General features: G+C 74.8%; 17 protein-coding genes. 11 read left to right on the top strand and 6 right to left on the bottom strand.

Annotated features, from left to right (window positions below; translation table 11 throughout):
- Positions 1–77: 77 nt before the first annotated feature.
- Both LC193_RS09835 and LC193_RS09830 read left to right on the top strand, forming a co-directional pair.
- A complete protein-coding gene (locus LC193_RS09835; RefSeq protein WP_226078534.1) occupies positions 78–4805 on the top strand; it encodes a DNA repair ATPase in 4728 nt (1575 codons plus the stop codon).
- A complete protein-coding gene (locus LC193_RS09830; protein ID WP_226073387.1) occupies positions 4802–5014 on the top strand; it encodes a hypothetical protein in 213 nt (70 codons plus the stop codon). Before LC193_RS09835 ends, LC193_RS09830 begins: the two co-directional genes overlap by 4 nt.
- Before the next feature lie 123 nt (positions 5015–5137).
- Here the strand turns inward: LC193_RS09830 and LC193_RS09825 are convergent, their stop codons facing one another.
- Complete coding sequence (locus tag LC193_RS09825) at positions 5138–5434, bottom strand: WXG100 family type VII secretion target (RefSeq protein ID WP_226073386.1); 297 nt, start codon at positions 5432–5434, stop codon at positions 5138–5140.
- A 288-nt stretch (positions 5435–5722) separates the two neighbouring features.
- Between LC193_RS09825 and LC193_RS09820 the strand changes: the two genes are divergently transcribed.
- A complete protein-coding gene (locus LC193_RS09820) occupies positions 5723–10288 on the top strand; it encodes an FtsK/SpoIIIE domain-containing protein (RefSeq protein ID WP_226073385.1) in 4566 nt (1521 codons plus the stop codon).
- 157 nt (positions 10289–10445) lie between these two features.
- Complete coding sequence (locus tag LC193_RS09815; RefSeq protein WP_226073384.1) at positions 10446–11018, top strand: GNAT family N-acetyltransferase; 573 nt, start codon at positions 10446–10448, stop codon at positions 11016–11018.
- Between the two features lie 97 nt (positions 11019–11115).
- Here LC193_RS09815 and LC193_RS09810 read toward each other — a convergent pair whose 3' ends face one another.
- Both LC193_RS09810 and LC193_RS09805 read right to left on the bottom strand, forming a co-directional pair.
- Complete coding sequence (locus tag LC193_RS09810; RefSeq protein ID WP_226073383.1) at positions 11116–11538, bottom strand: heavy metal-responsive transcriptional regulator; 423 nt, start codon at positions 11536–11538, stop codon at positions 11116–11118.
- Positions 11539–11579: 41 nt separating this feature from the next.
- Positions 11580–13337, bottom strand: coding sequence for an ABC transporter ATP-binding protein (locus LC193_RS09805; RefSeq protein ID WP_226073381.1), 1758 nt, complete (start codon positions 13335–13337; stop codon positions 11580–11582).
- A gap of 226 nt (positions 13338–13563) precedes the next feature.
- On the opposite strand from LC193_RS09805, the gene LC193_RS09800 reads away from it, so the two are divergent.
- From LC193_RS09800 to LC193_RS09775, 6 genes are all read left to right on the top strand, one after another.
- Positions 13564–15063: a histidine kinase gene (locus LC193_RS09800; protein WP_226073379.1), complete on the top strand. Its 1500-nt coding sequence runs from the start codon at positions 13564–13566 to the stop codon at positions 15061–15063.
- The gene (locus tag LC193_RS09795; protein WP_226073377.1) at positions 15060–15509 is read left to right on the top strand and encodes a roadblock/LC7 domain-containing protein; all 450 of its coding nucleotides are present in this window, start codon (positions 15060–15062) and stop codon (positions 15507–15509) included. Before LC193_RS09800 ends, LC193_RS09795 begins: the two co-directional genes overlap by 4 nt.
- A gap of 93 nt (positions 15510–15602) precedes the next feature.
- The gene (locus LC193_RS09790; RefSeq protein WP_226073375.1) at positions 15603–15950 is read left to right on the top strand and encodes a DUF742 domain-containing protein; all 348 of its coding nucleotides are present in this window, start codon (positions 15603–15605) and stop codon (positions 15948–15950) included.
- A complete protein-coding gene (locus tag LC193_RS09785; RefSeq protein WP_226073373.1) occupies positions 15928–16527 on the top strand; it encodes a GTP-binding protein in 600 nt (199 codons plus the stop codon). The genes LC193_RS09790 and LC193_RS09785 overlap by 23 nt, the downstream gene beginning before the upstream one ends.
- A 1210-nt stretch (positions 16528–17737) precedes the next feature.
- Positions 17738–18991, top strand: a complete 1254-nt coding sequence (locus tag LC193_RS09780; protein WP_226073372.1) for a cytochrome P450 family protein — start codon at positions 17738–17740, stop codon at positions 18989–18991.
- Between the two features lie 124 nt (positions 18992–19115).
- A complete protein-coding gene (locus LC193_RS09775) occupies positions 19116–19847 on the top strand; it encodes an SGNH/GDSL hydrolase family protein (RefSeq protein ID WP_318842140.1) in 732 nt (243 codons plus the stop codon).
- Between the two features lie 61 nt (positions 19848–19908).
- Here LC193_RS09775 and LC193_RS09770 read toward each other — a convergent pair whose 3' ends face one another.
- The 3 genes from LC193_RS09770 to LC193_RS09760 all read right to left on the bottom strand — a co-directional run bounded on the left by LC193_RS09770 (position 19909) and on the right by LC193_RS09760 (position 22812).
- Complete coding sequence (locus LC193_RS09770) at positions 19909–20157, bottom strand: hypothetical protein (RefSeq protein ID WP_226073370.1); 249 nt, start codon at positions 20155–20157, stop codon at positions 19909–19911.
- Between the two features lie 108 nt (positions 20158–20265).
- Positions 20266–21501 carry a glycosyltransferase gene (locus tag LC193_RS09765; protein WP_226073368.1) on the bottom strand — a complete coding sequence of 412 codons (1236 nt, stop codon included), beginning with the start codon at positions 21499–21501 and terminating at the stop codon, positions 20266–20268.
- Between the two features lie 225 nt (positions 21502–21726).
- Positions 21727–22812 carry a terpene synthase family protein gene (locus LC193_RS09760; protein WP_226073366.1) on the bottom strand — a complete coding sequence of 362 codons (1086 nt, stop codon included), beginning with the start codon at positions 22810–22812 and terminating at the stop codon, positions 21727–21729.
- A gap of 595 nt (positions 22813–23407) precedes the next feature.
- Here LC193_RS09760 and LC193_RS09755 point away from each other — a divergent pair.
- On the top strand, positions 23408–23638 hold the full coding sequence (locus tag LC193_RS09755; protein WP_226073364.1) for a DUF6087 family protein: 231 nt from the start codon (positions 23408–23410) through the stop codon (positions 23636–23638).

Raw genomic sequence — 23638 nt, 5'->3', positions numbered from 1 at the left:
CGCCGGGCGGGGCGGACCCGACCGGCGCGTCCGCCGACGCGGGGGACGGCGGCGATTACACGGTGCTGCGCGACCGCATGCGCGCCGCGGCGGACGAACTCGCCCGCCGCGCCCACGCGCTCAACGCCCGGCGCACCGAGACGTTCGGCGGCTTCGACCTCGAACTGCTCGCCACCGCCGAGCTGCGCACCGAACGGCCCGCCGTGCCCGCCGACCTCGTGCAGGTCGGCGGGCTGCTGCTGGCCGGCCACCACGACCCGGCCGGCCGCGGCGGCCTCACCCTGCACCGGCGCACCGGCACGGCCCTGGCCCCGGCGCCGCGCGACGCGGTGCCGGGACTGCTCGACGACCCCGCCTTCCAGCGGGACCTCGACGAGCTGTACCGCTACTTCCAGCACGCGCGCCTGACCCGGCTGCGCGTCACCGGGCCGCTGCTGCTCGCCGTCTTCGCCACGGGCGAGCGTTCCTCGGACATCCGCGTGCTGCGCTGGCGGCTGCACCCCGACGGCCGCCCCGAATACCTCGACGCGAAGGGCGAACGCGACCACCTCGCCCCGCCCGCCGACGCCGTCACGTGGCAGCCGGCCGGCCGCGACGACCACGTGCCCGGCACCCACCCGCACATCAACGTCCGCGACACGCTGTACGTCTCCACCGTCGGCGGCTCCCTCACCGTCAAGACGGAGAACGACACCACCACCCCGGACGGCGTGTACGGCGAACCCGTCGACGACCCGATCCAGTCCCTCGCCGACGCCCGGCTGTGGCACGCCCGCGTCGGCCCCCTGCTCCTCCTGCGCGTCCTGCCCTACCGCGAGAGCGCCCCGCGCCACCTGGTGCACAACACCCGCACCGGCGAGGTGGTCCGCCTCGACGGCATCGGCCGCGACTGCCGCGTCCTGCCCGACGACCAGGGTCTGATCTTCCCCGGCGGCTACTACCTGTCGGCCGCGCCCGCGGGCGCGGCGGCCCGCACGTTCGACACCGGGACCGAGGGCCTGGCGTTCGACTCCCTCGTGCGCTCCCCGAACGGCGAGGACCTGCTGTACGTGTTCCGCGACGGGCGCGCGGACCACGAGGCCCGCGCCCTCCTGCTGCCCTACAACCGCATCCGCAAGGAGGTGGCCGCGCCGCTGGCCGCCCACGGCTTCGCCCTGTTCGACGACGGCACCCTCGCCCTGACCCGCGCGGGCGACGAGGAACGCGACCCCGCCCGCGCCCACCCGGTGCAGCTGTGGCGCACCCCGTTCGTCTCCGAGGCACACGCCGGGCAGCAGCCGCGCGACGACGGGCCGTTGGGCCGCGTCGGCAACGCGGGACTCGTCCGCGGCGTCTCCGACGCGCTGACCCTCGCCGCGCTCGCCACCGACCTGGGCGAGGGCGCGGCCGTGTTCGACGCCGTCGTCGCCGCCTGCGACCGGCTCACCGACCAGCACCCCTGGCTGCGGCTGCCGGGCACCGGCGCCCTGCACGAACCCGTCGCCGCGCTGCGCGCCGCCGCGACCGCCGTCATCGGCGAGTACGCACGCGTCGCCGAACTGCGCGCGCGGGCCCGCGCCGCCCTCGACGCCGCGGACACCGACGCCACCGCCCTGCTGCGGCGCGCCCGCGGCGAGGCGCACCGCACCGCGCACGACTGGGTCGCCCTGCTGACCGAACTGCGCCGCGCCCAGGGGCGCGCGGAAACGCTGCGCGGCCTGCGGCACGCCGACCCGGCCGCGCTCGACGCGCTGGCCGCCCGGCTCGGCGAAGGGCTCGCCGCGGCCGGACGCCGCGCCGTCGCGTTCCTCGCCCGCCCCGACGCGTTCGACGACGTCGTCGCCGCCGTCGGCCGGCTCGCAGAACGCGCCGCCGAGGCCGAAAGCGTCGCCCGCACCGAGCCGCTGGCGGCCGAGATCGAGGAACGGGCCGACGCGCTGCGCACCGTGACCGACGTCGTCGGCGGCCTCGACGTCGCGGACACCACCGTGCGCACCGCGCTGCTCACCCGCGTCGGCGAGGTGGTGGCCGCGGTCAACCGGGCCCGTGCCGCCCTCGAAGGGCGCCGCCGCGATCTCGCTGAGGCCGAGGGCCGCTCCGAGTTCGCCGCCGAGAGCGCGCTCCTCGGCCAGTCCGTCGTCGCCGCGCTCGCCGCCGCCCGCACCCCGGAGGAGTGCGACGAGCAACTGGGCCGACTCCTGCTCCAGGTCGAGGACCTCATCGCGCGCTTCGGCACCGCGCCCGACTTCCTCACGCACCTCACCGAGCGGCGCGAGGAGATCCAGGAGACCTTCGCCGCCCGCAAGCAGGCCCGCATCGACGAACGGGCCGCGCACGCCCAGCGGCTGGCCGAGTCCGCGGAACGCCTGCTCGCCACCGCGGTCCGCCGCGCCGCCGCGCTGCCCGACCAGGAAGCCGTCCACGCCCACTTCGCCGCCGACCCGCTGGTGGCCCGCGTCCGCGCCACCGCGCGCGACCTGCGCGCCATCGGCGCCACCGTGCCCGCCGACGAACTCGAAGGACGCCTCGCCGCCGCCCGCCAGGAGGCATCCCGCGCCCTGCGCGACCGCGCCGACCTGTACGGGGCCGACGGCCTGCTCCGCCTCGGCCGGCACCACTTCTCCGTCACCGCCCAGACCCCCGAACTCACCCTCGTGCCGCACGGCGAAGGGCTCGCGTTCGCCGTCACGGGCACCGACTACCGGGCGCCCGTCGACGACCCCGCGCTCGCCGCCGCCCCGCACTTCCGCGACGAGCCGCTGCCCTCGGAGTCCCCCGAGGTCTACCGCGCCGAGCACCTGGCCGCCGCCGTGCTCCCCGCCGCCCTGGCCGAGGGCCGGGGCGGCGCGCGGCCCGCGGACCTCGTCCGCCGCGCCGCGGAAGCGGCCTGGGACGAGGGCTACGACCGCGGCGTCCACGACCACGACGCGACCGTCGTCCTCACCGCGCTGCTGCGCCTGCACCGCGGCGCCGACCTGCTGCGCCACCCGCCCGCCGTGCGGGCCGCGGCCCAGCTGTTCTGGGCGCACGGCTGCGACGACGCGCGGCGCACCGCGTGGGCCACCCGCGCCAGGTCGCTGGACCGGGCCCGCGCCGCGTTCGGCGCCGACGCCGTCGGCCCGGCCGCCGCCGCACTGATCACCGAACTCACCGGCGCCGCGGCGCACTTCGCCACCGAACGGCTCGGCGAGGACGCGCCGCAAGCCGTCGGCCCCTACCTGTTCGACGAACTGGCGCGCGGCGGGCCCGCGTTCGTCACCGGGCCGGGCGCCCGCGCTCTGCTCGACGACTTCCGCGCCGCCGCGGGGCCCGACGGCGCGCGGGAACTGGCCGGAGAGCTGAAGGAACTCGGCGACGACCTGCCCGCGCGCCGCGAGCTGCTGGCCGCCTGGCTCGGCGCGTTCGCCGCGAGCACCGGCCGGGGGACCGCGGAGCTGCCCGAGGCCGTCGCCGTCGAACTGTGCGCCGACACCCTCGCCCACCGCGCCGTCGACGCCGAACTCACCGCAACGGCCACCGGCCTGCTCGGCAGCCACCCGCGTGTCAGCGGCGGCGAACTCACGCTGCGCCTGGACGAGTTCCTCACCAGAACCGAACGCTTCCGCACCGACAGGGTGCCCGCGCACCGCGCGTGGACGCGCCGCCGCAACGCCCTGCTCGACGCCGAACGCGACCGCATGCGGCTGGCCGCGCTGCGCCCGCGACCGCTGCCCACGTTCGTCCGCAACCGCCTCATCGACCAGGTGTACCTGCCGCTGATCGGCGACAACTTCGCCAAGCAGCTCGGCACCGCCGACGCCGCGCGCCGCACCGACAGCCAGGGCCTGCTGCTCCTGCTCTCCCCGCCCGGCTACGGCAAGACGACGCTGATGGAATACCTCGCCGCGCGCCTCGGCATGATCTTCGTCAAGGCCGACGGGCCCGCCCTCGGCCACGGCACCACCTCGCTCGACCCGGCCGCCGCGCCGGACGCCGCCGCCCGCAGGGAGATCGAGAAGATCAACCTCGCGCTCGAACTGGGCACCAACGTGCTGCTGCACCTCGACGACATCCAGCACGTGTCGCCCGAACTCCTCCAGCGGTTCATCCCGCTGTGCGACGCGCAGCGCCGCGTCGACGGCGTCCGCGCCTCCGACGGCGAGCCGGCCACGTTCGACCTGCGCGGCAAGCGGTTCGCGATCTCCATGGCGGGCAACCCGTTCACCGAGTCCGGCAGCCGGTTCCGCCTGCCCGACATGCTGGCCAACCGCGCGGACGTGTGGAACCTCGGCGACATCACCGCCGGGCGCGCCGACCTGTTCGCGCTCAGCCACATCGAGAACGCGCTCACCGCCAACCCGGTGCTCGCCCCGCTCGCCGGACGCGACCGCGCCGACACCGAACTGCTGGTGCGCATGGCCGACGGCGACACCGGGGCCGCCGCCCGGCTCGCGCACCCGTACCCGCCGGCCGAACTCGACGGCATCCTCGCGGTCCTGCGGCACCTGCGGTACGTCCAGCGCACCGTGCTGGCCGTGAACGCCGCCTACATCGCCTCCGCCGGGCAGGACGACGCGACCCGCACCGAGCCGCCGTTCCGCCTCCAGGGCTCCTACCGCGACACCAACGCGCTCGCCGCGCGCGTCGCGCCCGCCATGAACGAGGCCGAACTCGACGCCCTCATCGACGACCACTACACGGCCGAGGCCAGGACCCTGACCGGCGGCGCCGAGGCCGCGCTGCTGAAACTCGCGGAGATCAGGGGCCGCCTGACCCCCGAACGCGCGGACCGCTGGGCGGCGGTCAAACACGCCTGGCGCACGTCCGCGGGCGCGGGCGCGCGGTGAACCCGTCCGCTCTCCGGCGCCGCGCGGACCGCCCCGGCCCGGGCGCGGACCGCTGCCGGTACAGCACCGGCGCGGACGACCGGGCCTGGCTGGCCGGGGTCCTGGCGGCGGTGGGCGTGCCCTACCGCGTCGAGCGCCCCGCTGAACTGGCGCGCGCCACCCGGGACCTGGCCGCGCGGGACGGCGCGGCCTCGGCGCGGCGGCCGTGAGCGGCGGGCCGGGCGGGGGCGCGGCGGTAGAGGCCGGGGCACCTATGTGCCGACGGAAGCCGAAGGGCGGTGTCCGGCGCGCCGAAAACGCGCCACGGGCACCGCCCTTCCGGCCGGAACGGGTCAGCCGCGGATGGCGCTTTCCAGACCGGTGTCGGTCTCCTCCATCGCGTCCGCGGCCGTCTTCAGGAACTGGCCCATGCCCTGGAGACCTTCGAGCACCTTCTTGGCACCCTGCGTGAACTCGCGGTACGACTCGTCGAACGCGCGCGAGGAGCGCGAGGTCACGTAGCCGTCCGACACCAGGCCGTCGATGAAGCTCTGAAGCTCCTCAAGCTTGGCGTCCATGGTCTCGTACTCGGAGATGAGCCGGTCGCCGGCCGTCCGCATTTCGTCATATGTCACATTGATGTCAGACATACGGTTCCCCTCCTCGGTGGAGCGGAGGGCCGTTCCCCCCGCTGGACTGGCGATGGATGACGCGGCCCCGTGTTCGATGGCGGCACCACGATCACCTCAGCCTACGTCCGCCAAGCACACGGCAACACCCCCGGTCAAGAGGGCCTCCACGGCGCCCGGCGACACATAGGACGCCGGGTGGCGGCGGGCGGTTGCACCCCGCTTATGCACCAGTTGTCATGCAGGCGCAAGATGCGATTATGGTCATGTCCAGCGAGCACCTTGCTGTGGCACAACGGGAGGACAAGCGTGCGCCTGACCCTGACAGTCGTCGACCCGGTCGGGGGGCAACGAGCCGACACGGTCGTCGACGCCGCCCCGGAGACCCGCATCGGGGACCTCGCCCCGGAGTTGACCCGGCTGGTCGGCGGCAGGCTCAGTCCGCAGGCCGCCATGGCCGGCGCAGGCGGGATGCCGGGCGGCCCCGCCGACGGCGCGCACCTCTTCGTGAACGGCGACTACCTCGACCCGGCGCTGACCCTGGCGGAAGCGCCGCTGCGCGAGGGATCGGTCGTCAGCCTGCACAACCCCAGCGGCTGCTGGCCCGGTGAGCCGAGCGGCATCGTCGAGTTCCGCGTCGTCGGCGGCCCGGGCGCGGGCGCCGTCCACCGGCTCGGCAGCGGGCGCGTGGAGATCGGCACCGGCGAGCAGGTGCACATCCGCGTCGACGACCCCTCGCTCCCCGAGCACGCCATGACGCTGCGCGTCGCCGCGGACGGCACCTGCAAGGTCACCGTGTACAGCGAGACGCGGCCCACCCTCGACGGCCAGCCGTTCAGCCACACCGAGGGCGACCGCGCCGACTGGAAGCTCGGCAAGCAACTCGCCATCGGCGACACCCTGTTCGAGCTGACCCCCTACTTCCCGCCCGACGCGGCCCTGAAGGCGTCCGAGGACGGCGGCGGCCTCGACTACAACCGGCCGCCGCGCCTGCTGCCGCCGGAGCGGCAGACCGCGTTCACCCTCCCCAAGCCGCCGGGCGACCGCGAACGCCGCCCGCTGCCCTGGCTGATGGCGCTCCTGCCGCTCGTCGGCGCCGTCGCCCTCGCCTACTTCACCGGCCGCTGGCTGTTCCTCGCCATGGCGTTCATGAGCCCGGTGATGCTGCTGTCCAACTACTTCATGGACAAGAAGCGCGGCCGGATCTCCCACGCCAAGAAGGTCGAGGAGTACAACGAGCGCAAGGCCAGGATCGAGAAGGACGCCAGGGACGCCCTCATCGCGGAGCGGTTCGCCCGCCGGCACGCCGCGCCCGACCCGGCCACCGTCCTCACCCAGGCCACGGGACCGCGCACCCGCCTGTGGGAGCGCCGCCGCACCGACGAGGACCACCTGCTCATCCGCGTCGGCACCGCCGAACTCGACTCCGAGGTCGTCCTCACCGACCCCCAGCAGGACGAGCACAAGCGGCAGGTGTTCTGGAAGATCGCGGACGCCCCCGTGACGCTGCCGCTGCGCACCCTCGGCGTCATCGGCTTCGCGGGCCCCGGCGACACCGCGCGCGCACTCGGCCGCTGGGCCGTCAGCCAGATCGCCGTCCTCGAAAGCCCCGTCGACGTCCAGTTCTTCATCCTCACCGACGGCTCGGGGCAGTACAGCTGGGACTGGGCGCGCTGGCTGCCGCACGCGCGGCCCGGCGCGGAACACGAGGTCAACGCGCTGATCGGCAACGACGCCGAGACCGTCGGCGCCCGCGTCGCGGAGCTCACCGCGCTGCTCGACGCCCGCCAGAAGGCCGCCAAGGAAGCGGGATCGCGCGGCGGAACGTTCAAGGACCCCGACATCGTCGTGGTGTTCGACGGCTCCCGCCGCATGCGGTCCCTGCCCGGCGTCATCAGGCTGCTGACCGAGGGCCCCCGGGTCCAGATCCACGCGCTGTGCCTGGACGACGAGGAGCGCTTCCTGCCCGGCGAGTGCCAGGCCGTCGTCGTCGCCGAGCCCAACCCCGACCGCGTCAGCCAGGGCGGCACCCGCAACCCCGGCTACGCCACCGGCTTCCACACCTTCCTCGCCGTCCCGGGCGCGGGGGTGCCCGGCCAGCCCACCGGACCCGCGCCCGCGCAGGCGGCCGACCGGCTGCGCGTCGAGCAGACCGGCGCGTGGCGCATCCGGGGCGTGCGGCCCGACTGGGTGCGGCCCGAGTGGTGCGAACTGCTGGCCCGTTCCCTCGCCCCGGTGCGCGACATCAGCGGCGAGTCCGAGGACGCGGCCCTGCCCTCCGCCAGCCGCCTCCTCGACGTGATCGAGATGGAGCCGCCCACCGCGGGCGCCGTCGCCACCCGCTGGCGCCTGGGCGGCCAGTCCACCGAGGCCGTCATCGGCGAGTCCTACGACGGCGCGTTCGCCATCGACATCCGCCGCGACGGACCGCACGGCCTCATCGCCGGCACCACGGGCTCGGGCAAGTCCGAACTGCTCCAGACCATCGTCGCCTCGCTCGCGGTCGCCAACACCCCCGAGAACATGACGTTCGTCCTCGTCGACTACAAGGGCGGCTCGGCGTTCAAGGACTGCGTCCAGCTGCCGCACACCGTCGGCATGGTCACCGACCTCGACAACCACCTGGTGGAACGCGCCCTGGCCTCCCTCGGCGCCGAACTCACGCGCCGCGAGCACATACTCGCCGGCGTCGGCGCCAAGGACATCGAGGACTACCAGGACCTCATGCGCCGCTCGCCCGGGCGGCTCCAGCCGATGCCCCGACTCCTCATCGTCATCGACGAGTTCGCCTCGATGGTCCGCGAACTCCCCGACTTCGTGAAGGGCCTGGTCAACATCGCGCAGCGCGGCCGGTCCCTCGGCATCCACCTGCTGCTCGCCACCCAGCGCCCCAGCGGCGTCGTCTCGCCCGAGATCCGCGCCAACACCAACCTGCGCATCGCGCTGCGCGTCACCGACGCCAGCGAGTCCTCCGACGTCATCAACGCGCCCGACGCCGGCCTCATCGCCAAGTCCACGCCCGGCCGCGCGTACGTCCGCCTCGGCCACTCCTCCCTGGTGCCCTTCCAGTCCGGCCGCGTCGGCGGGCGCCGCCCCGGCGCCGTCGACCCGGCCGCCCGCATGCCGTGGACCGGCCGCCTCGACTGGAACGACCTCGGCCGCGCCCAGCTCAAGCGCCCGCCGGGCGCCGCGTCCCAGGAGGAGGAGATCACCGACCTCAAGGTCCTGGTCGACGCCGTCATCGAGGCCGACCGGCAGCTCGGCTTCGCCAAGCAGCACAGCCCGTGGCTGCCCGCCCTGCCCGAGCGGGTCCTGCTCCGCGACCTCGAACACCCCGTGCCCGCCGGGCCGCTGCCCGCCGCGCCGTTCGGCGTCGAGGACCTGCCCGAGCAGCAGGCCAGGCGCTCGGTGGCCATCGACTTCAAGACGTTCAGCCACATGATCGTCGGCGGCGCCGCGCGCAGCGGCCGTTCCCAGCTGCTGCGCACCATCGCGGGCTCCCTCGGCTGGATACACTCCGCGGCCGACGTCCACCTCTACGGCATCGACTGCGGCAACGGCGCCCTCAACGCCCTGGTGAAGCTGCCCAACTGCGGCGCGGTCGTCAGCAGGAACCAGACCGAGCGCGTGCGCCGCCTCATCCGGCGGCTGCGCCAGGAACTCGACCGCCGCCAGGAGATGCTGGGGCAGGACGCGCTCGCCGACATCGGCGAGCAGCGCGCCGCCGCCGCCCCCGAGGGGCGGCTGCCGCACATCGTCGTGCTCCTCGACCGGTGGGAGGGCTGGGTCTCCACGCTCGGCGAGATCGACCACGGCGCCCTCACCGACGAACTGTTCGTCGTGCTCCGCGAGGGCGCGAGCGTCGGCATCCACCTGATCATCACGGGCGACAGGTCCGTGCTCTCCGGCCGGATCGCGTCCCTCACGGAGGAGAAGTTCACGCTGCGGCTCTCCGACCGCGCCGACTACTCCAACGTCGGCATGGCGGCCCGCAAGGTGCCGGAGACGATCGTCGACGGCCGCATGTTCCGCAACCAGGTGCTCACCGAGGTGCAGGTGGCCGTCCTCACCGAGGAGCTGTCGGGGCAGGCCCAGGCCGCGGCCCTGACCACCATCGGGGACTGGGCCGCGCAGCGCGACGCCGGACTGCCGCGCGCCAGGCGGCCGTTCCGGGTCGACGTGCTGCCGAGCCGCCTCACGTTCACCGACGCCTGGGGCATGCGCGACCCCGAAACCTCCAACTCGCCGCTGTGGGGCCTGGTCGGCGTCGGCGGCGACGAACTCATGGCCTACGGGCCCGACCTGGCGCAGGGCACCCCCGCGTTCATCGTCGCGGGTCCCGCCAAGTCCGGCCGCTCCACGGTGCTGACGATGCTCGCCAGGTCCTTCCTCGCGCAGGGCGTGCGCGTGGCCATCGCGGCCCCGCGCCCCTCGCCGCTGCGCGACCTGGCGGGCCAGCAGGGCGTGGTCGCCGTGTTCACCTCCGACGACCTGTCCGAGGCGGAGGTGCGCGAGGCGATGAGCACGTCCTCGCCGCAGCAGCCCATCGTGTTCCTCGTCGACGACGGCGAGGACCTGCGCCGCTGCGACGGCGGCGACGAGCTGAAGAACGTCATCACCAAGGGCACGGAGCTGGGCCGCTACCTCGTGCTCGGCGGCGACGAGGGCGACATCTGCGGCGGCTTCTCCGGCTGGCAGGTCGACGCGAAGAAGGCGCGGCGCGGCGTGCTGCTGTCCCCGACCACGCACCGGCACGGCGAGCTGATCGGGGCCAAGCTGCCGCGCAGCGCCGCGAGCGAGCAGCCGACGCCGGGGCGGGCCATCCTGCACCTGGGCGACGGCACCCCGTTCACGGTCACCACCCCCGCCCCCTGACCCCGGCCCGGCGCCGACCCGGCGCCGACCTGACCACGGCCCGGCGCCGGCCGCCCGAGGACGCGACCCCGGGCGGCCGGCGCCGCGGTCGCGGGGGCCGGGCCCGGAGCGGAAATTCGGTGTACCGCCCCTCCCCCCGGGAAGCACAATGGCGGCCATGTCCTTGGCCACTCCCGCACTGCGCACCCCCCGCCTGCGACTGCGCCCCTTCGCCGAGACCGACACGGACACGCTCTTCGCGCTGCACAGCCGCGCCCATGTGATGCGCTACTGGGACTCACCGCCGTGGAGCGAACGGGCCCGCGCCGAGCGCTTCATCGCGACGTGCCGGAAGGTGGCGGACGAGGGCACCGGAGCCCGGGTGGTCATCGAACGCGCCTCCGACGGTGCCTTCGTCGGCTGGTGCGGTCTGACCTCATGGAATCCGGTCCACCGCAGCGCGTCGTTGGGCTACTGCCTCGACGATGCCATGTGGGGCCGCGGCTACGCGACGGAAGCCGCGCACGCCCTGCTGCGGTGGGCGTTCGACACCCTGGACCTGAACCGGGTCCAGGCCGAGGCCGATACGCGCAACGCGGCGTCCGCCCGGGTCCTGGAGAAGGTCGGATTCGTGCGGGAGGGGACGTTGCGCGAGGACTGCGTCGTGAACGGCGAGGTGTCCGACTCGTGGGTGTTCGGGTTGCTCAGGCGGGAGTGGCGGCCGTCGGCCGTGCCGGCCCCGGCCCGCTGAGAATCCCCGCCGTTCATCCCCCCGCCGGCCCGAAGCGCGCGACGGGCCGTGCGCGGCGGCCGCTCGCCACGCGACGACCCGGGCCGCAGGCCCGCCCCTACGCGCCGGTGGGTCCGGGACGATCGGGGCGGTCGCCGGCTGCGTCGGGCCGTGCCGCGTCCCCCGCCCGCGCGGGGCGTCCGGGCGGCGGGGCCGCGAGGGCGCGCAGCGTGTCGCGGGCGTGGGCCAGCTCCGCGAGCCTGGACTCGACCTGGCGCAGCAGACCGGCGACGAGGTCGGCGTCAGGCCCGCTGGGCGCCCGGTCGCTGTCCCGCACCGCGAGGATGTGCCTGATCTCGGCGAGCGTCAGGCCGGCGACCTGCGCGCCGCGTATGAACATCAGCCGGTCGGCGCTCTCCGGCGGGTAGTCGCGGTAGCCGGAAGGCGTGCGCGGCGGTTCCGGCAGCAGCCCGGCCTGCTCGTAGAACCTGACCGTCTTCGTGGTCACCCCGGCCGAGTGGGCGAGCGATCCAATGCGCATGCCTCCAGCATGTGCGCGCGCCCGGCCGGCGGAAAGGGCGCTTATTCGACGGCCGTGAGGAACTGGGTGGCGGCCAGTTCCGCGTACAGCGGGCTGCCGTCGAGGAGTTCCGCGTGCGTGCCGACGGCGAGCACCCGGCCCGCGTCCATCACCACGATGCGGTCGGCCGACGTCACGGTGGACAGCCGGTGCGCCACCACCAGCACCGTGGTCTCGCGCGCGACGGCGGTCACCGTGTCGCGCAGCGCCGCCTCGTTGACCGCGTCGAGCTGCGAGGTCGCCTCGTCGAGCAGCAGGAGCCGTGGGCGCCGCAGGAGCGCGCGGGCGATGGCCACGCGCTGCCGTTCGCCGCCGGACAGCTTGGTGCCGCGGTGGCCTACCAGGGTGTCGAGGCCGTCGGGCAGCCGGGCCACCAGCTCTTCGAGGCGCGTGGTGCGCAGCGCCGCCGCGACCGCGTCGGGGCCCGCGTCCGGCGCGCCGAACAGCAGGTTCTCGCCCAGCGTGCCGGAGAGCACCGGCGCGTCCTGCTCGACGTAGCCGATGGCGGCGCGCAGTTCCGCGACGTCCCAGTCGGCGATGTCGCGGCCGTCGAGCAGCACGCGGCCCGCAGTCGGGTCGTAGAAGCGCTCGATGAGGGAGAACACCGTGGTCTTCCCGGCGCCCGAGGGGCCGACGAACGCGGTCATGCCGCGCGGCGGGACGCTGAACGTCACGCCGTGGTGGATGTAGGGGAGTTCGGAGGTGTAGCGGAAGCGCACGTCATCGAACGCGACCGCCGCGGGGCGTGCGCCCGGCGCGGGAAGGGGCGCGGGCGCCCGTTCCGGCTCGCCCGGCATGGCGTGCACCTCCTGGATGCGGCTGATCGCGGCGGCGCCCACCTGGTACTGCGCGACGGCGCTGACGAGTTGCTGGATGGGCGACATCAGGTAGAAGACGTACAGCAGGAAGGCGACGAGAGCGCCGACGTCGATGGCGCCGGTGGCCACGCGGGCGCCGCCGACCGCGAGCACGGTGATGAACGCGACCTGGGTGGACAGGCCCGCGGTGTTCCCCGCGAGGGCCTGCCACTTGGCGGCGCGGACGCTCTGGCGCCAGGAGTCCTCCGCGGCGGCGTGCACCGCGTCGCGTTCCCGTTCCTCGGCGCCCGAGGCTTTCACGGTGCGCAAAGCGCCGAGCGCGCGCTCCAGGGCGGCTCCCATCCGGCCGACGGACTCCTGTGCGCGCTTGCTGGCCCGGTTGATCGCGGGCACGATGCCGCCGATGACGAGTGCGGCCAGCCCGATGACGCCGACGGTCACCGCGAGCAGCACCGTGTCCACCAGGCCCATCATCACCAGGGTGGCCACGAGGGTCAGGCCGCCGGTGCCGAAGCCGATCAGCGAGTTGGTGGTCATGGCGCGCAGCAGGGTGGTGTCCGAGGTGGCGCGCGCCAGCAGGTCGCCCGGCTCCACGGTGTCCACCGCGGAGATGCGCAGGCGCAGCAGCGTGGCGGTGAGGGAGCGGCGGGCGGTGAGCACCACGGACTCGGCCGTGCGCTGGAGGACGTAGGAGCCGAGGGCGCCGATCCCGGCGTTGGCGATGACGAGCAGGCTCATCAGGAGCAGGGCGCCCGAGATGGAGCGGTCGGCGGACAGGTCCGCGATCAGGTCCTGGGCGACGAGCGGCAGCGACAGCCCGGCGGCGCCGGTGGCGAGCGAGAGCACGGCGCCGGCCGCGAGCGCCTTGCGGTGCGGCCTGACATAGTCCAGCAGGACACGCCAGGCGGCGGGGGGCTGATCCGTGACAAGGGGGGTGAACACGCGTTCACCCTACCCACGCTTGGTCACACGTTCGGATTGCGGAGTGACGTTCCGTCCTGCTTGACTTCGGCCAGCCGTTGTCGCGGTGCTTGCAACTGACACGGGTCCACCGCCGGTTGATGGGTCCGGCCGGGCGCCGTGCGGGTGGGACGGCGCGCGTCGGTGCGATCCTTCCGGCGTGTGCGTGAGCAATTTGTGGGCTGTAGACCCCTTTTGGGTGGGTGCAATGGAAATACCGGCGGCGTTGGCCGTCTGTCTGGTGGTCGGCGCTGTGCCGGCCGGGTCGTTCGCCGCCATGTGGTTGCGGCTGCAACGACGCCACCGACGGCTGGACGTGGAGATGCGGCGCCGCAGTGCGGACGCCGAAGCCGAGGTCGCCGCCCTGCGCGACCGGCTGACCGAAGCCGCGCGCCGGGAACGGCTGTTCGCCGAGGAGGCCGAGCACCTGGTCGGGCACCGGCTGCCCGCCATGGCCAAGGCGCTGCGGCACGCGCACGTGCGGGTGCCGGGCGCCCGCCATCCCGAGTTGCTCGACGCCCCGGGCGGCAAGGCACTTGAGTCCGTGCTCGCCGGGGTGTCTTCGGCCGTTCTGGGGGAGCGCCGCCGGGTGGACGGCGCGGCGCAGGCCGCGATGCGCGGCGCGACGACCAAACTCCAGACCATGTGCTACCAGCTCCAGACGACCGTCGACGACATGCTGCACAAGTACGACGATCCCGACCTGGCCGAGCAACTGGCGGGGCTCGACTACCTGAACGAGCAGGTCCTGCGCCGCCTCCAGGTCACGCGCGTGGTGTGCGGGGCGGGTGCGGGACTCGTGCGCACGAGTTCGCCGCTGCGCGCGCTGGTGATGGGCGCGAGCTCCCGCATCCCCAGCTACGAGCGCGTCCAGATCCTCGACCACCTGCCCGAGCCGGTGGCGGTCGCGGACCGCGCCGCCGAGCCGGTGGCGATCGTCATCGCCGAACTCATGGCCAACGCCGTGCACCACTCGCACGGTTCGCTGCCGGTCGAGGTGTCGCTGCACCAGGCGCACAACGGTGCCGTCGTGGTCATCAACGACGCCGGGATCGGCATGAACGCCGACGAGTTCGGCCGGGCCAGGCGCCTGCTCTCGGGCCGGGAGGAGATCCACCTCGCGGAGCTCGGGGACCCGCCGCGCTCCGGCTTCGCGGCGATCGGCGAGATGTGCCGGCAGTACGGCATCGCCGTCTCGGTCGAACCCTCGCACTACGCCGGGGTCAAGGCCGTGGTGTTCATCCCGAGCGAGCTGATCACGCCGGTGACCGAGGACCTGCCGATCCCCGCCCCCGTGTCGCGCCCCGCGCCCACGGCGGTCCCGCCCACCGTGGCGCCCCACGCGCCGGCGGCCGACCCCGCCGCCGCGGCCGGCGTTCCGGCGCCCTCCGCCGCCGCGGCCCCGGCGCCTCCCGCCCCGGCACGTCCCGGCCCCGCGGCCCCGGCGGCTCCCGCCAAGGCGGCCGGCGACGCGCCGCCCGCCCTCCCGCAGCGCCGCAACCGCCGCGCGCACCCCGCGCCCGCGGCCACCGGCGCCACCGCGTCCGCCACCGGGGCCGTCGCGGTGGGCGGGGTCGCGGGCCGCGCGTTCCGCGACCCGGAGGAGGCCGCCGCGCGGATGGGCGCACTTCAGCGGGGCACCGCGCGGGGACGGGCCGAGGCGCCAGGACCCGTGCCCGAGCACGACACCGAAAGGGATAGCCGATGAACGCCCGAGTCCCCGCCACGAAGCAGAAAGTCGACCTCTCGTTCGTGCTGACGCCGATCCTCCAGGTTCCCGACGTCCAGCACGCCATGGTCATCACCGCGGACGGCTTCTACGAGGCGCACTCCGGCCTCGACACCGAGACGGCGGAGAAGCTGTCCGCCGTGCTGGCCTCCCTGCTCGCCTCGGGGCGCGGCACCAGCCAGACCTACTACGGCGGGGAGACGGTGCTGCGGCAGGTCATGGTCGAGACCTACGACGGGTATGTCTTCGTCATCCCCGCCGCCGAGGGCACGTACCTGGCCGTGTTCACCGGCCCCGGGGTCGCGATGGACAACGTCTCCTACGAAATGCAGAAGCAGGTCCAGACCCTGGGGAAGGCCATGGTCAGCCCGCCCCGGGGCGACGTCGGCCGCGCACCGTCGGGCGACGACGGCCGGTCGGCCTGACCGGCCCGGCGGGCCGGACCGCGCGGCAGGGCGAAGCCCGATCGCCGGGCCGCTCGTTGACCGATGCGTGTGCCTCCGCGCAAGGGAGAATCGATGAACCGGCGGCTGATTCCGCCCTACGTCTGGACTGGCGGCAGAACGCGCCCCAGCCGGAACGTCCTCGACCGGCTCACCGTGCTGCGGTGCGCCATCGAGGAGATCCCGGGCGACGTGACGCCCGCCGGACAGCGGGTGATGGAGATCCTCCAGCAGGGCGCGCTGCCGCTCGCCGAAGTGGCCGCCCATCTGTCCCTGCCCGTCAGCTTCGTCAAGGTCCTCGCCAGCGACCTCTTCGACCAGGGGCTCCTCATCGTGCGGGCGCCCCTCGCGCTCACGACGGGCGAACAGCCCGACAAGCACATCCTCGAAAGGGTGATCCGTGGACTTCGCGCACTCCAGTAGGGGCATCTACCTGCGCAACCCGGACCAGCAACTGGTCAAGGTGATCGTCAGTGGCCCGTTCGGCGTCGGCAAGACCACCATCATCCGCACCCTGTCGGAGATCCCGCCGCTGCGGACGGAGGAGGTGATGACCGCCACCGGCTCGCTTGTCGACCACCTGCACGGGGTCAGGGACAAGACCACCACGACCGTCGGCCTCGACTACGGCCGCATCTCCCTGGGCGACGACCTGGCGCTGTGCCTGTTCGGCACCCCGGGGCAGAAGCGGTTCCACGCCCTGTGGGAGGACCTGACGCGCGGCGCGCTCGGCGCGCTGGTCCTCGCGGACACCCGGCGGATAGGAGATTCCTTCGAGGTGATGGGCATGATCGAGGAGCAGGGCATCGAGTACGCGGTGGCGCTCAACGACTTCCCCGACTCGCCCCACTACCCCGAGGAGGACCTGCGGCAGGCGCTCGACCTGGCCCCGGACACCCCGCTCGTCACCTGCGACGCCCGCGACCGCGGCACGTCGCTGAACGCGCTGCTCGCGCTCGCCGAGCACGTGCTGAAACTCCCCGCCCTGGAGCAGTCGTGACCAACGACCCCATGCAGCCGGTACCGATCTACGGACCGGACTTCGCCGCGGACCCGCACGCCGTCTACGCGAAGCTCCGTTCCTACGGCGCCTGCGCCCCCGTCGAACTGGCCCCCGGGGTCCGGGCGACGCTGGTGACCGGCTACCGGGCCGCGCTCGAAGTGCTGCACGACACCGACACCTACTCCAAGGACCCGCGGGTGTGGCAGCACACCCTGCCGGCCGACAGCCAGTTGCTGCCCATCCTGATGTGGCGCGCCAACGCCCTGTTCAACGACGGCGAGGTGCACGCCCGTTACCGCCGCGCCACCACCGACAGCCTGGCCCTGATCGAGCCGCACGAGCTGCGCGACCTGGTGCACCGCTCCGCCGACGCGCTGATCAGCGGCTTCGCTGACCGCGGCGAGGTCGACCTGATCAGCGAGTACGTGCGGCACCTCCCCCTGCTGATCTTCGGCGGCGTCTTCGGCGTCCCCGAGGAGGCGAGCCCCCGCCTGGTGGCCGGGGCGAACGGCATGTTCGACGCCCACTCGCCCGAGGAGGCGCACCACGCGAACGACGAGTACATCAACCTGCTCGCCGAACTCGTCGCGGCCAAGCGGGAGAGGCCGGGACACGACTTCACCTCGTGGCTGATCGACCACCCGGTCGAGCTGAGCGAGGAGGAGGTGATCGGCCAGCTGGTGACGACCCTCGCCGCCGGCTACGACCCGCTGGTCAACCTGATGGGCAACGCCCTGGCCCGCATGCTGTCCGACCCGCGCTACTACCGGACGGTCTCAAGCGGCGCCCTGACCGTCACCGACGCCATCACCGACGTGCTGTGGAACGACCCGCCCGTGGCCAACTACTCCGCGCACTACCCGCGGCGCGACGTCGACCTGCACGGCACGTGGATCCCGGCCGGCACCCCCGTGCTCGTCTCCTACGCGGCGGCCAACACCGCGCCCTGCGACCTGCCGCCAGGACCGCGTTCCGACTCGGGCGCGCACCTCGCGTTCGCCGCCGGGCCGCACGCCTGCCCCGCGCAGCAGCCCGCCGTGCTCATCGCCACCACGGCGATCGACCGGCTCACGTCCTGGCTGTGCGACATCCGCCTCACCGTGCCCTTCGCCCAACTCACCTGGCGGCCCGGGCCGTTCCACCGCGCCCTCACCGAGCTGCCGGCCACCTTCACGCCGATCGCACCCGATCAGAAGGGGACAAGCCCGTGGACCGTGAGCCGATCGTCCTCGACCCCACCGGAGCGGACGTCCCCGGTGAGGCCGCGCGTCTCCGCGCGGAAGGCCCCGCCGTCCGTGTCCTACTCCCCGGCGGTGTCGGGGCCTGGGCCATCACCAGTCACGCCCTGATAAAACGGCTGCTGACCGACCCGCGCGTGTCCAAGGACGCCCGCAAGCACTGGCCGGAGTTCATCGCCGGCCGCATCCCCGAGACCTGGCCGCTGTACACGTGGGTGGCGGTCAGGAACATGTTCACCGCGCACGGCATGGACCACACCCGGCTGCGCAAGCTGGTCGCCCCGGCGTTCACCGCCCGCCGCACGCGCGCCCTCGCCCCCCGCATCGACGACATCACGCGCGACCTGCTCGACGGCATGGCCGCCCGGCCCGCGGACCAACCGGTCGACCTGCGGGCCGCGTTCGCCCAGCCCCTGCCGATACGGGTCATATGCGAGCTGTACGGGGTGCCCGCGCACCTCCAGCCCGGGATGCTGCGCACGATGGACAGCATCTTCCGCACCTCGGTACCGCCCGAGCGGGCCGCCGCCAACTACCGCCAGCTGTACGAGATACTCACCGAGTTGACCGCGTTCAAACGGGCCAGGCCGGACGACGACCTGGCCACCGCGCTGATCGAAGCCAGGGACGGCGACGACCGGCTCACCGAGCAGGAACTGCTCGACACCCTGCTGCTCGTGCTCTCCGCCGGGCACGAGACCACGGTCAACCTGCTGGCCAACGCCGTCATGGGACTGCTGGCCCACCCCGCGCAGCTCGCGCTGGTCCGCTCCGGCCGCGTCGGCTGGGACGCGGTGATCGAGGAGACGCTGCGCTGGGCCCCCTCGGTGGCCAGCCTCCCGCTGCGCTACGCGACCGAGCCGATAGCACTCGACTCCGGGGTGACCATAGACACCGGCGAGGCGATCCTCGCGGTGTTCGCCGCAGCGGGGACCGACCCCGAGCAACACGGCCCCGACGCCGCCGTGTTCGACGTGACCAGGCCGCCGCGCGACCACCTGGCGTTCGGCCACGGCGTCCACTACTGCCTGGGCGCCCCGCTGGCGCGCATGGAGGCGCGCGCCGCGCTGCCCGCGCTGTTCGAGCGCTTCCCCGCCATGGAGCCGGCCGACCCGGCGCCGCCGCCCATAGAGTCCTTCATCTCCCACGGGCCCGAGGTGCTGCCGGTGCGCCTGGGGCGCGCGCGGCCGCACGCGGCGGAACGGGCGCCCGGCGCCGCGTGAATGGAACGGCGCGCGCGGGGGCAGAATGCCGGAGCCACCGGAAGGGGGCTGAGCACGGGCCGGCGGACCGGCCCGCGCGTCCGGCGGGACTTCGACCTGCTTCGACCTGCCAAGGAGCCGACTCATGTCACCCCGCACCGCACCGCTGCGCGCCCCCGCGCGGCACCCTTTGCTCCGCACCGCGGCGCTGGCCGCGTTCCTCCTGCTCGCCCTGCTGATCCCGCGGCCGGCCCAGTCCGCCGAGCCGGTCCGGATCATGCCGCTCGGCGACTCGATCACCGGTTCCCCCGGCTGCTGGCGCGCCCTGCTGTGGCAGGACCTCCAGGCGGCCGGGCACACCGAGGTCGACTTCGTCGGCACCCAGGCGCCGCAGGGCTGCGGCTTCGCGTACGACGGCGAGCACGAGGGCCACGGCGGCATCCTGGCCACCAACATGGCCGCCCAGAACCAGCTGCCCCCCTGGCTGGCCCAGACCTCGCCCGACATCGTGCTCATGCACCTGGGCACCAACGACGTGTGGAGCAACCGCTCCACCGACGCCGTCCTGGCCGCCTACACCACCCTGGTCGGGCAGATGCGGGCCGAGAACCCGGACGTCACGGTGCTGGCGGCGCAGATCATTCCGATGGCGCCGACCTCGTGCTCCGCGTGCGCGCAACGCGTCGTCGACCTCAACGCGGCCATCCCGGGGTGGGCGGCCGGGCTGAGCACCGAGCGGTCGCCGGTCGTCGTGGTCGACCAGTGGACCGGGTTCTCCACGGCCACCGACACCGGCGACGGCGTTCACCCGAACGACTCGGGCACCAGGAAGATCGCCGACCGCTGGTTCCCCGCGGTCGCGGCCGCGCTGTCCTGAAGCCGGCGGGCGCCGCCGTCCTGAGCCGGCGGGCGCCGGCCAGGACGGCGACCGCGGCCCGTCAGGTCGGCGGCGGCGCGGGCGGTGGCGCGGGCTGGGGGCGCGGCTCGGGATGGTCGGGCCCCGGCGGCGCGGGCGGCACCGGGTCGGGCTCGGGCGGCGGCATCGGCTCGGGCGGCGGCCCCGGCGGCGGCGCGGGCGGCGGGCCCGGCACGGGACCGGGGAGCGGTCCCGGGGTGGGCCCGCCCGGATCGGGCGGCGGCGTGGGCGACGGCGGCACCGGGTCGGGGCCCGGCTGCGGTGTGCTCATGAGCGCTCTCCCCTACGGCGGCTCGGCGATGCGCTGAGATCCTTCCGGGTGCCCCGCCGCGCCGCGCCGAAACCCGCGCCCGCCCCGTTCCCGGTGCGCCCCGACGTCTCACGCGCCCCCGGGCAGCCCGCGGCGGCCGACCGAGTCGAGCAGCCGGCGCGCCGCCACCGCCGCCCCGTCGGCGCGGACCGCGCCGGCCACGGCGCCCGCCCGCGCCCGGACGCCGGGCGCCAGGGCCGCCGCGAGCGCGGCGGACAGGGAGCCGAGGGTCGGCCTCGGGCCGTTGTGCGCCGCGCCGATGCCGAGCTCGGCCACGCGGGCGGCCCAGTAGGGCTGATCCGCGATCTGGGGCACCACCACCTGCGGCGCGCCGGCCCGCGCCGCCGCCGTCGTGGTGCCCGCGCCGCCGTGGTGCACGACGGCGGCGACCCGGGGGAACAGCGCCTGCTGGTTGACCTCGCCGACGGCGAAGCAGTCGTCCGCGTCGTCGACCGGCGCCAACTCGGCCCAGCCGCGCGCGAGAACGACGCGGCGGCCCTGCGCGCGGACCGCTCCGACGGCCACCCGGGCGATGTCCTCGGGGACGTACGAGGCGATGCTGCCGAAGCCCACGTACACCGGTGGCGCCCCCGCGTCCAGGAACGCTTCGAGATCCGCGGGCAGCGGACGCTCGTCGGGCAGCAGCCAGGCCCCGGTCTGCACGAGGTCGAGGTCCGTCATGCCCCGCGAGGGGCACAGCGTCGCGTCCGCCGCGAGCCACGGCCGGGCGGTGAACACGTGGTCGCGTACGTTGTCCACCGGTGGCAGGCCGATCGCCGCCCGGTGGCTGTTGAGCGCGTCGCCGTACAGCGCGTTCACCCGCCGGGCGTCCGCCTCCCACAGCGCGTCGAGGTCGGTCACCTCCGGCGGGGACTGCGTGCCCGGCCTGGCCCCCGGCGGGAAGTGCCGCGACGGCATCCCGTAGAGCTGGAAGCACGCGTACACGTAGGGGATGCCCCGGTGTTCGGCGACGTCCCGCGCGCCGGCCGGCAGCAGGCCCGTGGCCAGCAGCGCGTCACATCCCTCGGCCGCCTCGCCGAGCGTGCCGAACCGCGCGGCGACCAGCTCGGCGGCGTAACGGAACGCGTCGTCCGCCGTGGGCGGCCTCGGCCCCGCGACCATCGGGCGCACCGGCGGGCCGAGCGGGACGAACGGCACGTCGGCCCGCGCGAGCAGCGCCGCGAACTCCTCGTCCGGCGGGACGCACACCCGTGCCTCCGCGCCGAGTTCCCGCAGGCGCACCGCCAGTGCCACCACCGGTTCGACGTCTCCGCGCGATCCCACCGACGTCAACAACACGCGCATGCGGCGTCCTCGTTCCTGTGAATGCCGGGCTGAGCCGCCGATTGTGCGCCACGGCCCGGGCCTTGTGGCAAGCCCCCCGGTGCGCTATACGTTGAGAGTGGCAAGGAGCGAGGTCTCCTTGCCTTTCGCATGCGGGAGTCGCGCACGGGCTCCGTTCCGGCGCCCGCCCGTGCCGCGGCGGCTCGCGCGCCGGGCACCCGCGCCCCGCCCCCTCGCGCCGGCCGGCTACCGGCGCGCCGGTGCGTCCCCCGGCATCCGCCACCACCAGGCCAGGGCCGGCAGCGGCAGCGGCCGGTCGTCCGGCGCGGACGGCCGGCCGCTGAGCCGGACCCGCCCCGGGGGCGGGGCCCCGCCGCGCCGGTAGCCGTCCGGGCGCACCGACCAGTCGAGGTGGCCCCGCACCCACGTGGACAGGCCCGCGAGGTAACGGCGCACCGGCTCGGGCGCGCCCGGCTCGACGCGGGCCCGCACGGTCTGGAACCGCTGCATGACGCGGTCCCGCCCGGCCACCGCGCGCAGCAGCGCCTGCGCCGGCGGGCAGCCGTACTCGCGCGCGGTCAGGTCCACCAGGTCCCGCCGGCCGCCGGGGCGGGACACGCCCCTGGCGCGGGCGACGATGTCGCCGTCCCACGCGACGAGCGTCGCGCACATCTCCGTCAGCGCCCTGATCTCCGGGCGCAGCGCCTGGGCGGTCGGCAGTTCGTACCCCTCGACGACATCGAGCAGCGCGACGCACGCGGGCGCCGCGCCGGAGTGCAGGTGGTGGACCGCCCAGTCGTTCAGCGAGGGGGCGGCGCCGGTGCGCCGGTGGGCTCCCTCCCAGACCAGGCCGGCCAGGTAGTGACCGGTCGCCGCGATCCAGCGGTCGAGCTGCACCGGCGTGGCCAACGCCTCGACGCGCAGCCGCAGTTCGCGCAGCGCCCGCGCCCACGGGTCGCCGCCGGGGTCGGCCCACGGGGCGTCGAGCACGCGCCGCAGGCGGCAGCTCGCGGTGGCGAGCCCGGGCCACGAGCGGTGCGCGGCCGTTCCCGCGGCGGCCAGGTCGTCGAAGGCGAACAGCCACATGCGGTAGTCGGCCACCAGCCGGACGCCCTCGCTCGACCCGCGCGGCAGCACCCGGGCCGCCAACTCGCCCGCGCGCGCCCCCGCGAGCCTGGCCCGGCCCGCCTCGTCGGCGAACAGCCCCCAGGCGGCGAGCCACGCGCGGCACTCGGCCTCGATCCGCTCGGCCTGGGGGTGCACCGCGGGGGCGATCGGGCAGTAGAGCACGGGCGGGTCGGTGACGGGCGCGTCGGTACCGGTCTCGCGCACGCGGGTCTCCTCTCGGCAGCCCTCCGCAGTCCCCGCGGTCCCGCCGGCTGACTGGCTGACTGCTTCGTGCCCCGCGCCCGTGCGCGCGCACACCCCGTGCGCCCGGCGCGTGGTGGTGCGACGACCGGACAGCGCGCGCGGCGGCGCGGCTGGGTGCCCCTGCTGAGCACGCCGGCGCTCGTGCGGTCTCCGCGCGCGACCTCGCAGGCCTCGGTCGAGGCCCGGCCGCGAGCGTCCACTTCGCCGACGCCCTGCAACCGCGCAAGCCGGGCTTCGATCGCGTGCAGGTGAGGGACCGCATCGGCCTGGCCGCCGCCCTGCTGGACGAAGATGATGCCGAACGCGGTGCCGCCGGGGCCCACCAAGCCCTGGACGCCGCCGCCCGCATCGACTCCGTCCTGGTGGCCGCCCGTCTCAACACCCTGCTGGACGCCACCCGGCCCTATGACACCGCCGCCGTCCAGGACGTCCGTACCAGAGCACGGGACTTCGCCGCCACTCACCCGGAGACCTCAACGGCCCGAGACCATCGAGGACATGGCCAAGCACCGCCGTCCCGGACCCGCGAACCAGCCCCCCGCGTGCCGTCCCGCGCGTGGATGCCGCCGACCCGCTGTCCGCCTACGACAAACGGCGCCGCCCCCCGATGGACACCTACCGCCGCCACCGGCCCATCCACGGCGGTGCCGGCCACCTCCGGCCCGACGAGCCCCGGGTCTTGGAGGAGTGGAACGCGTTCGCCTACCGGATCACCGGTACGACGCCGGACCTCGCCACGGCCCAGGCATGGACGAACGAACTGCGGGTCGAGGACGGTCCGGCATAG

The organism is Streptomyces marincola (assembly GCF_020410765.1).
In the GTDB taxonomy this organism is placed as follows: Bacteria; Actinomycetota; Actinomycetes; order Streptomycetales; family Streptomycetaceae; genus Streptomyces; species Streptomyces marincola.
The sequence above is the reverse complement of the archived record's forward strand: the minus strand, read 5'-3'. Positions and strand labels throughout refer to the sequence as shown.

What these genes read in the sequence shown, in the direction of transcription:
- LC193_RS09765 (WP_226073368.1), bottom strand. Translation starts at nt 21,501, where the DNA reads ATGCGCGTGTTGTTGACGTCGGTGGGATCGCGCGGAGACGTCGAACCG.
- LC193_RS09810 (WP_226073383.1), bottom strand. Translation starts at nt 11,538, where the DNA reads ATGCGCATTGGATCGCTCGCCCACTCGGCCGGGGTGACCACGAAGACG.
- LC193_RS09800 (WP_226073379.1), top strand. Translation starts at nt 13,564, where the DNA reads ATGGAAATACCGGCGGCGTTGGCCGTCTGTCTGGTGGTCGGCGCTGTG.
- LC193_RS09790 (WP_226073375.1), top strand. Translation starts at nt 15,603, where the DNA reads ATGAACCGGCGGCTGATTCCGCCCTACGTCTGGACTGGCGGCAGAACG.
- LC193_RS09825 (WP_226073386.1), bottom strand. Translation starts at nt 5,434, where the DNA reads ATGTCTGACATCAATGTGACATATGACGAAATGCGGACGGCCGGCGAC.
- LC193_RS09815 (WP_226073384.1), top strand. Translation starts at nt 10,446, where the DNA reads ATGTCCTTGGCCACTCCCGCACTGCGCACCCCCCGCCTGCGACTGCGC.
- LC193_RS09835 (WP_226078534.1), top strand. Translation starts at nt 78, where the DNA reads ATGCGCGCCGCGGCGGACGAACTCGCCCGCCGCGCCCACGCGCTCAAC.
- LC193_RS09795 (WP_226073377.1), top strand. Translation starts at nt 15,060, where the DNA reads ATGAACGCCCGAGTCCCCGCCACGAAGCAGAAAGTCGACCTCTCGTTC.
- LC193_RS09775 (WP_318842140.1), top strand. Translation starts at nt 19,116, where the DNA reads ATGTCACCCCGCACCGCACCGCTGCGCGCCCCCGCGCGGCACCCTTTG.
- LC193_RS09770 (WP_226073370.1), bottom strand. Translation starts at nt 20,157, where the DNA reads ATGAGCACACCGCAGCCGGGCCCCGACCCGGTGCCGCCGTCGCCCACG.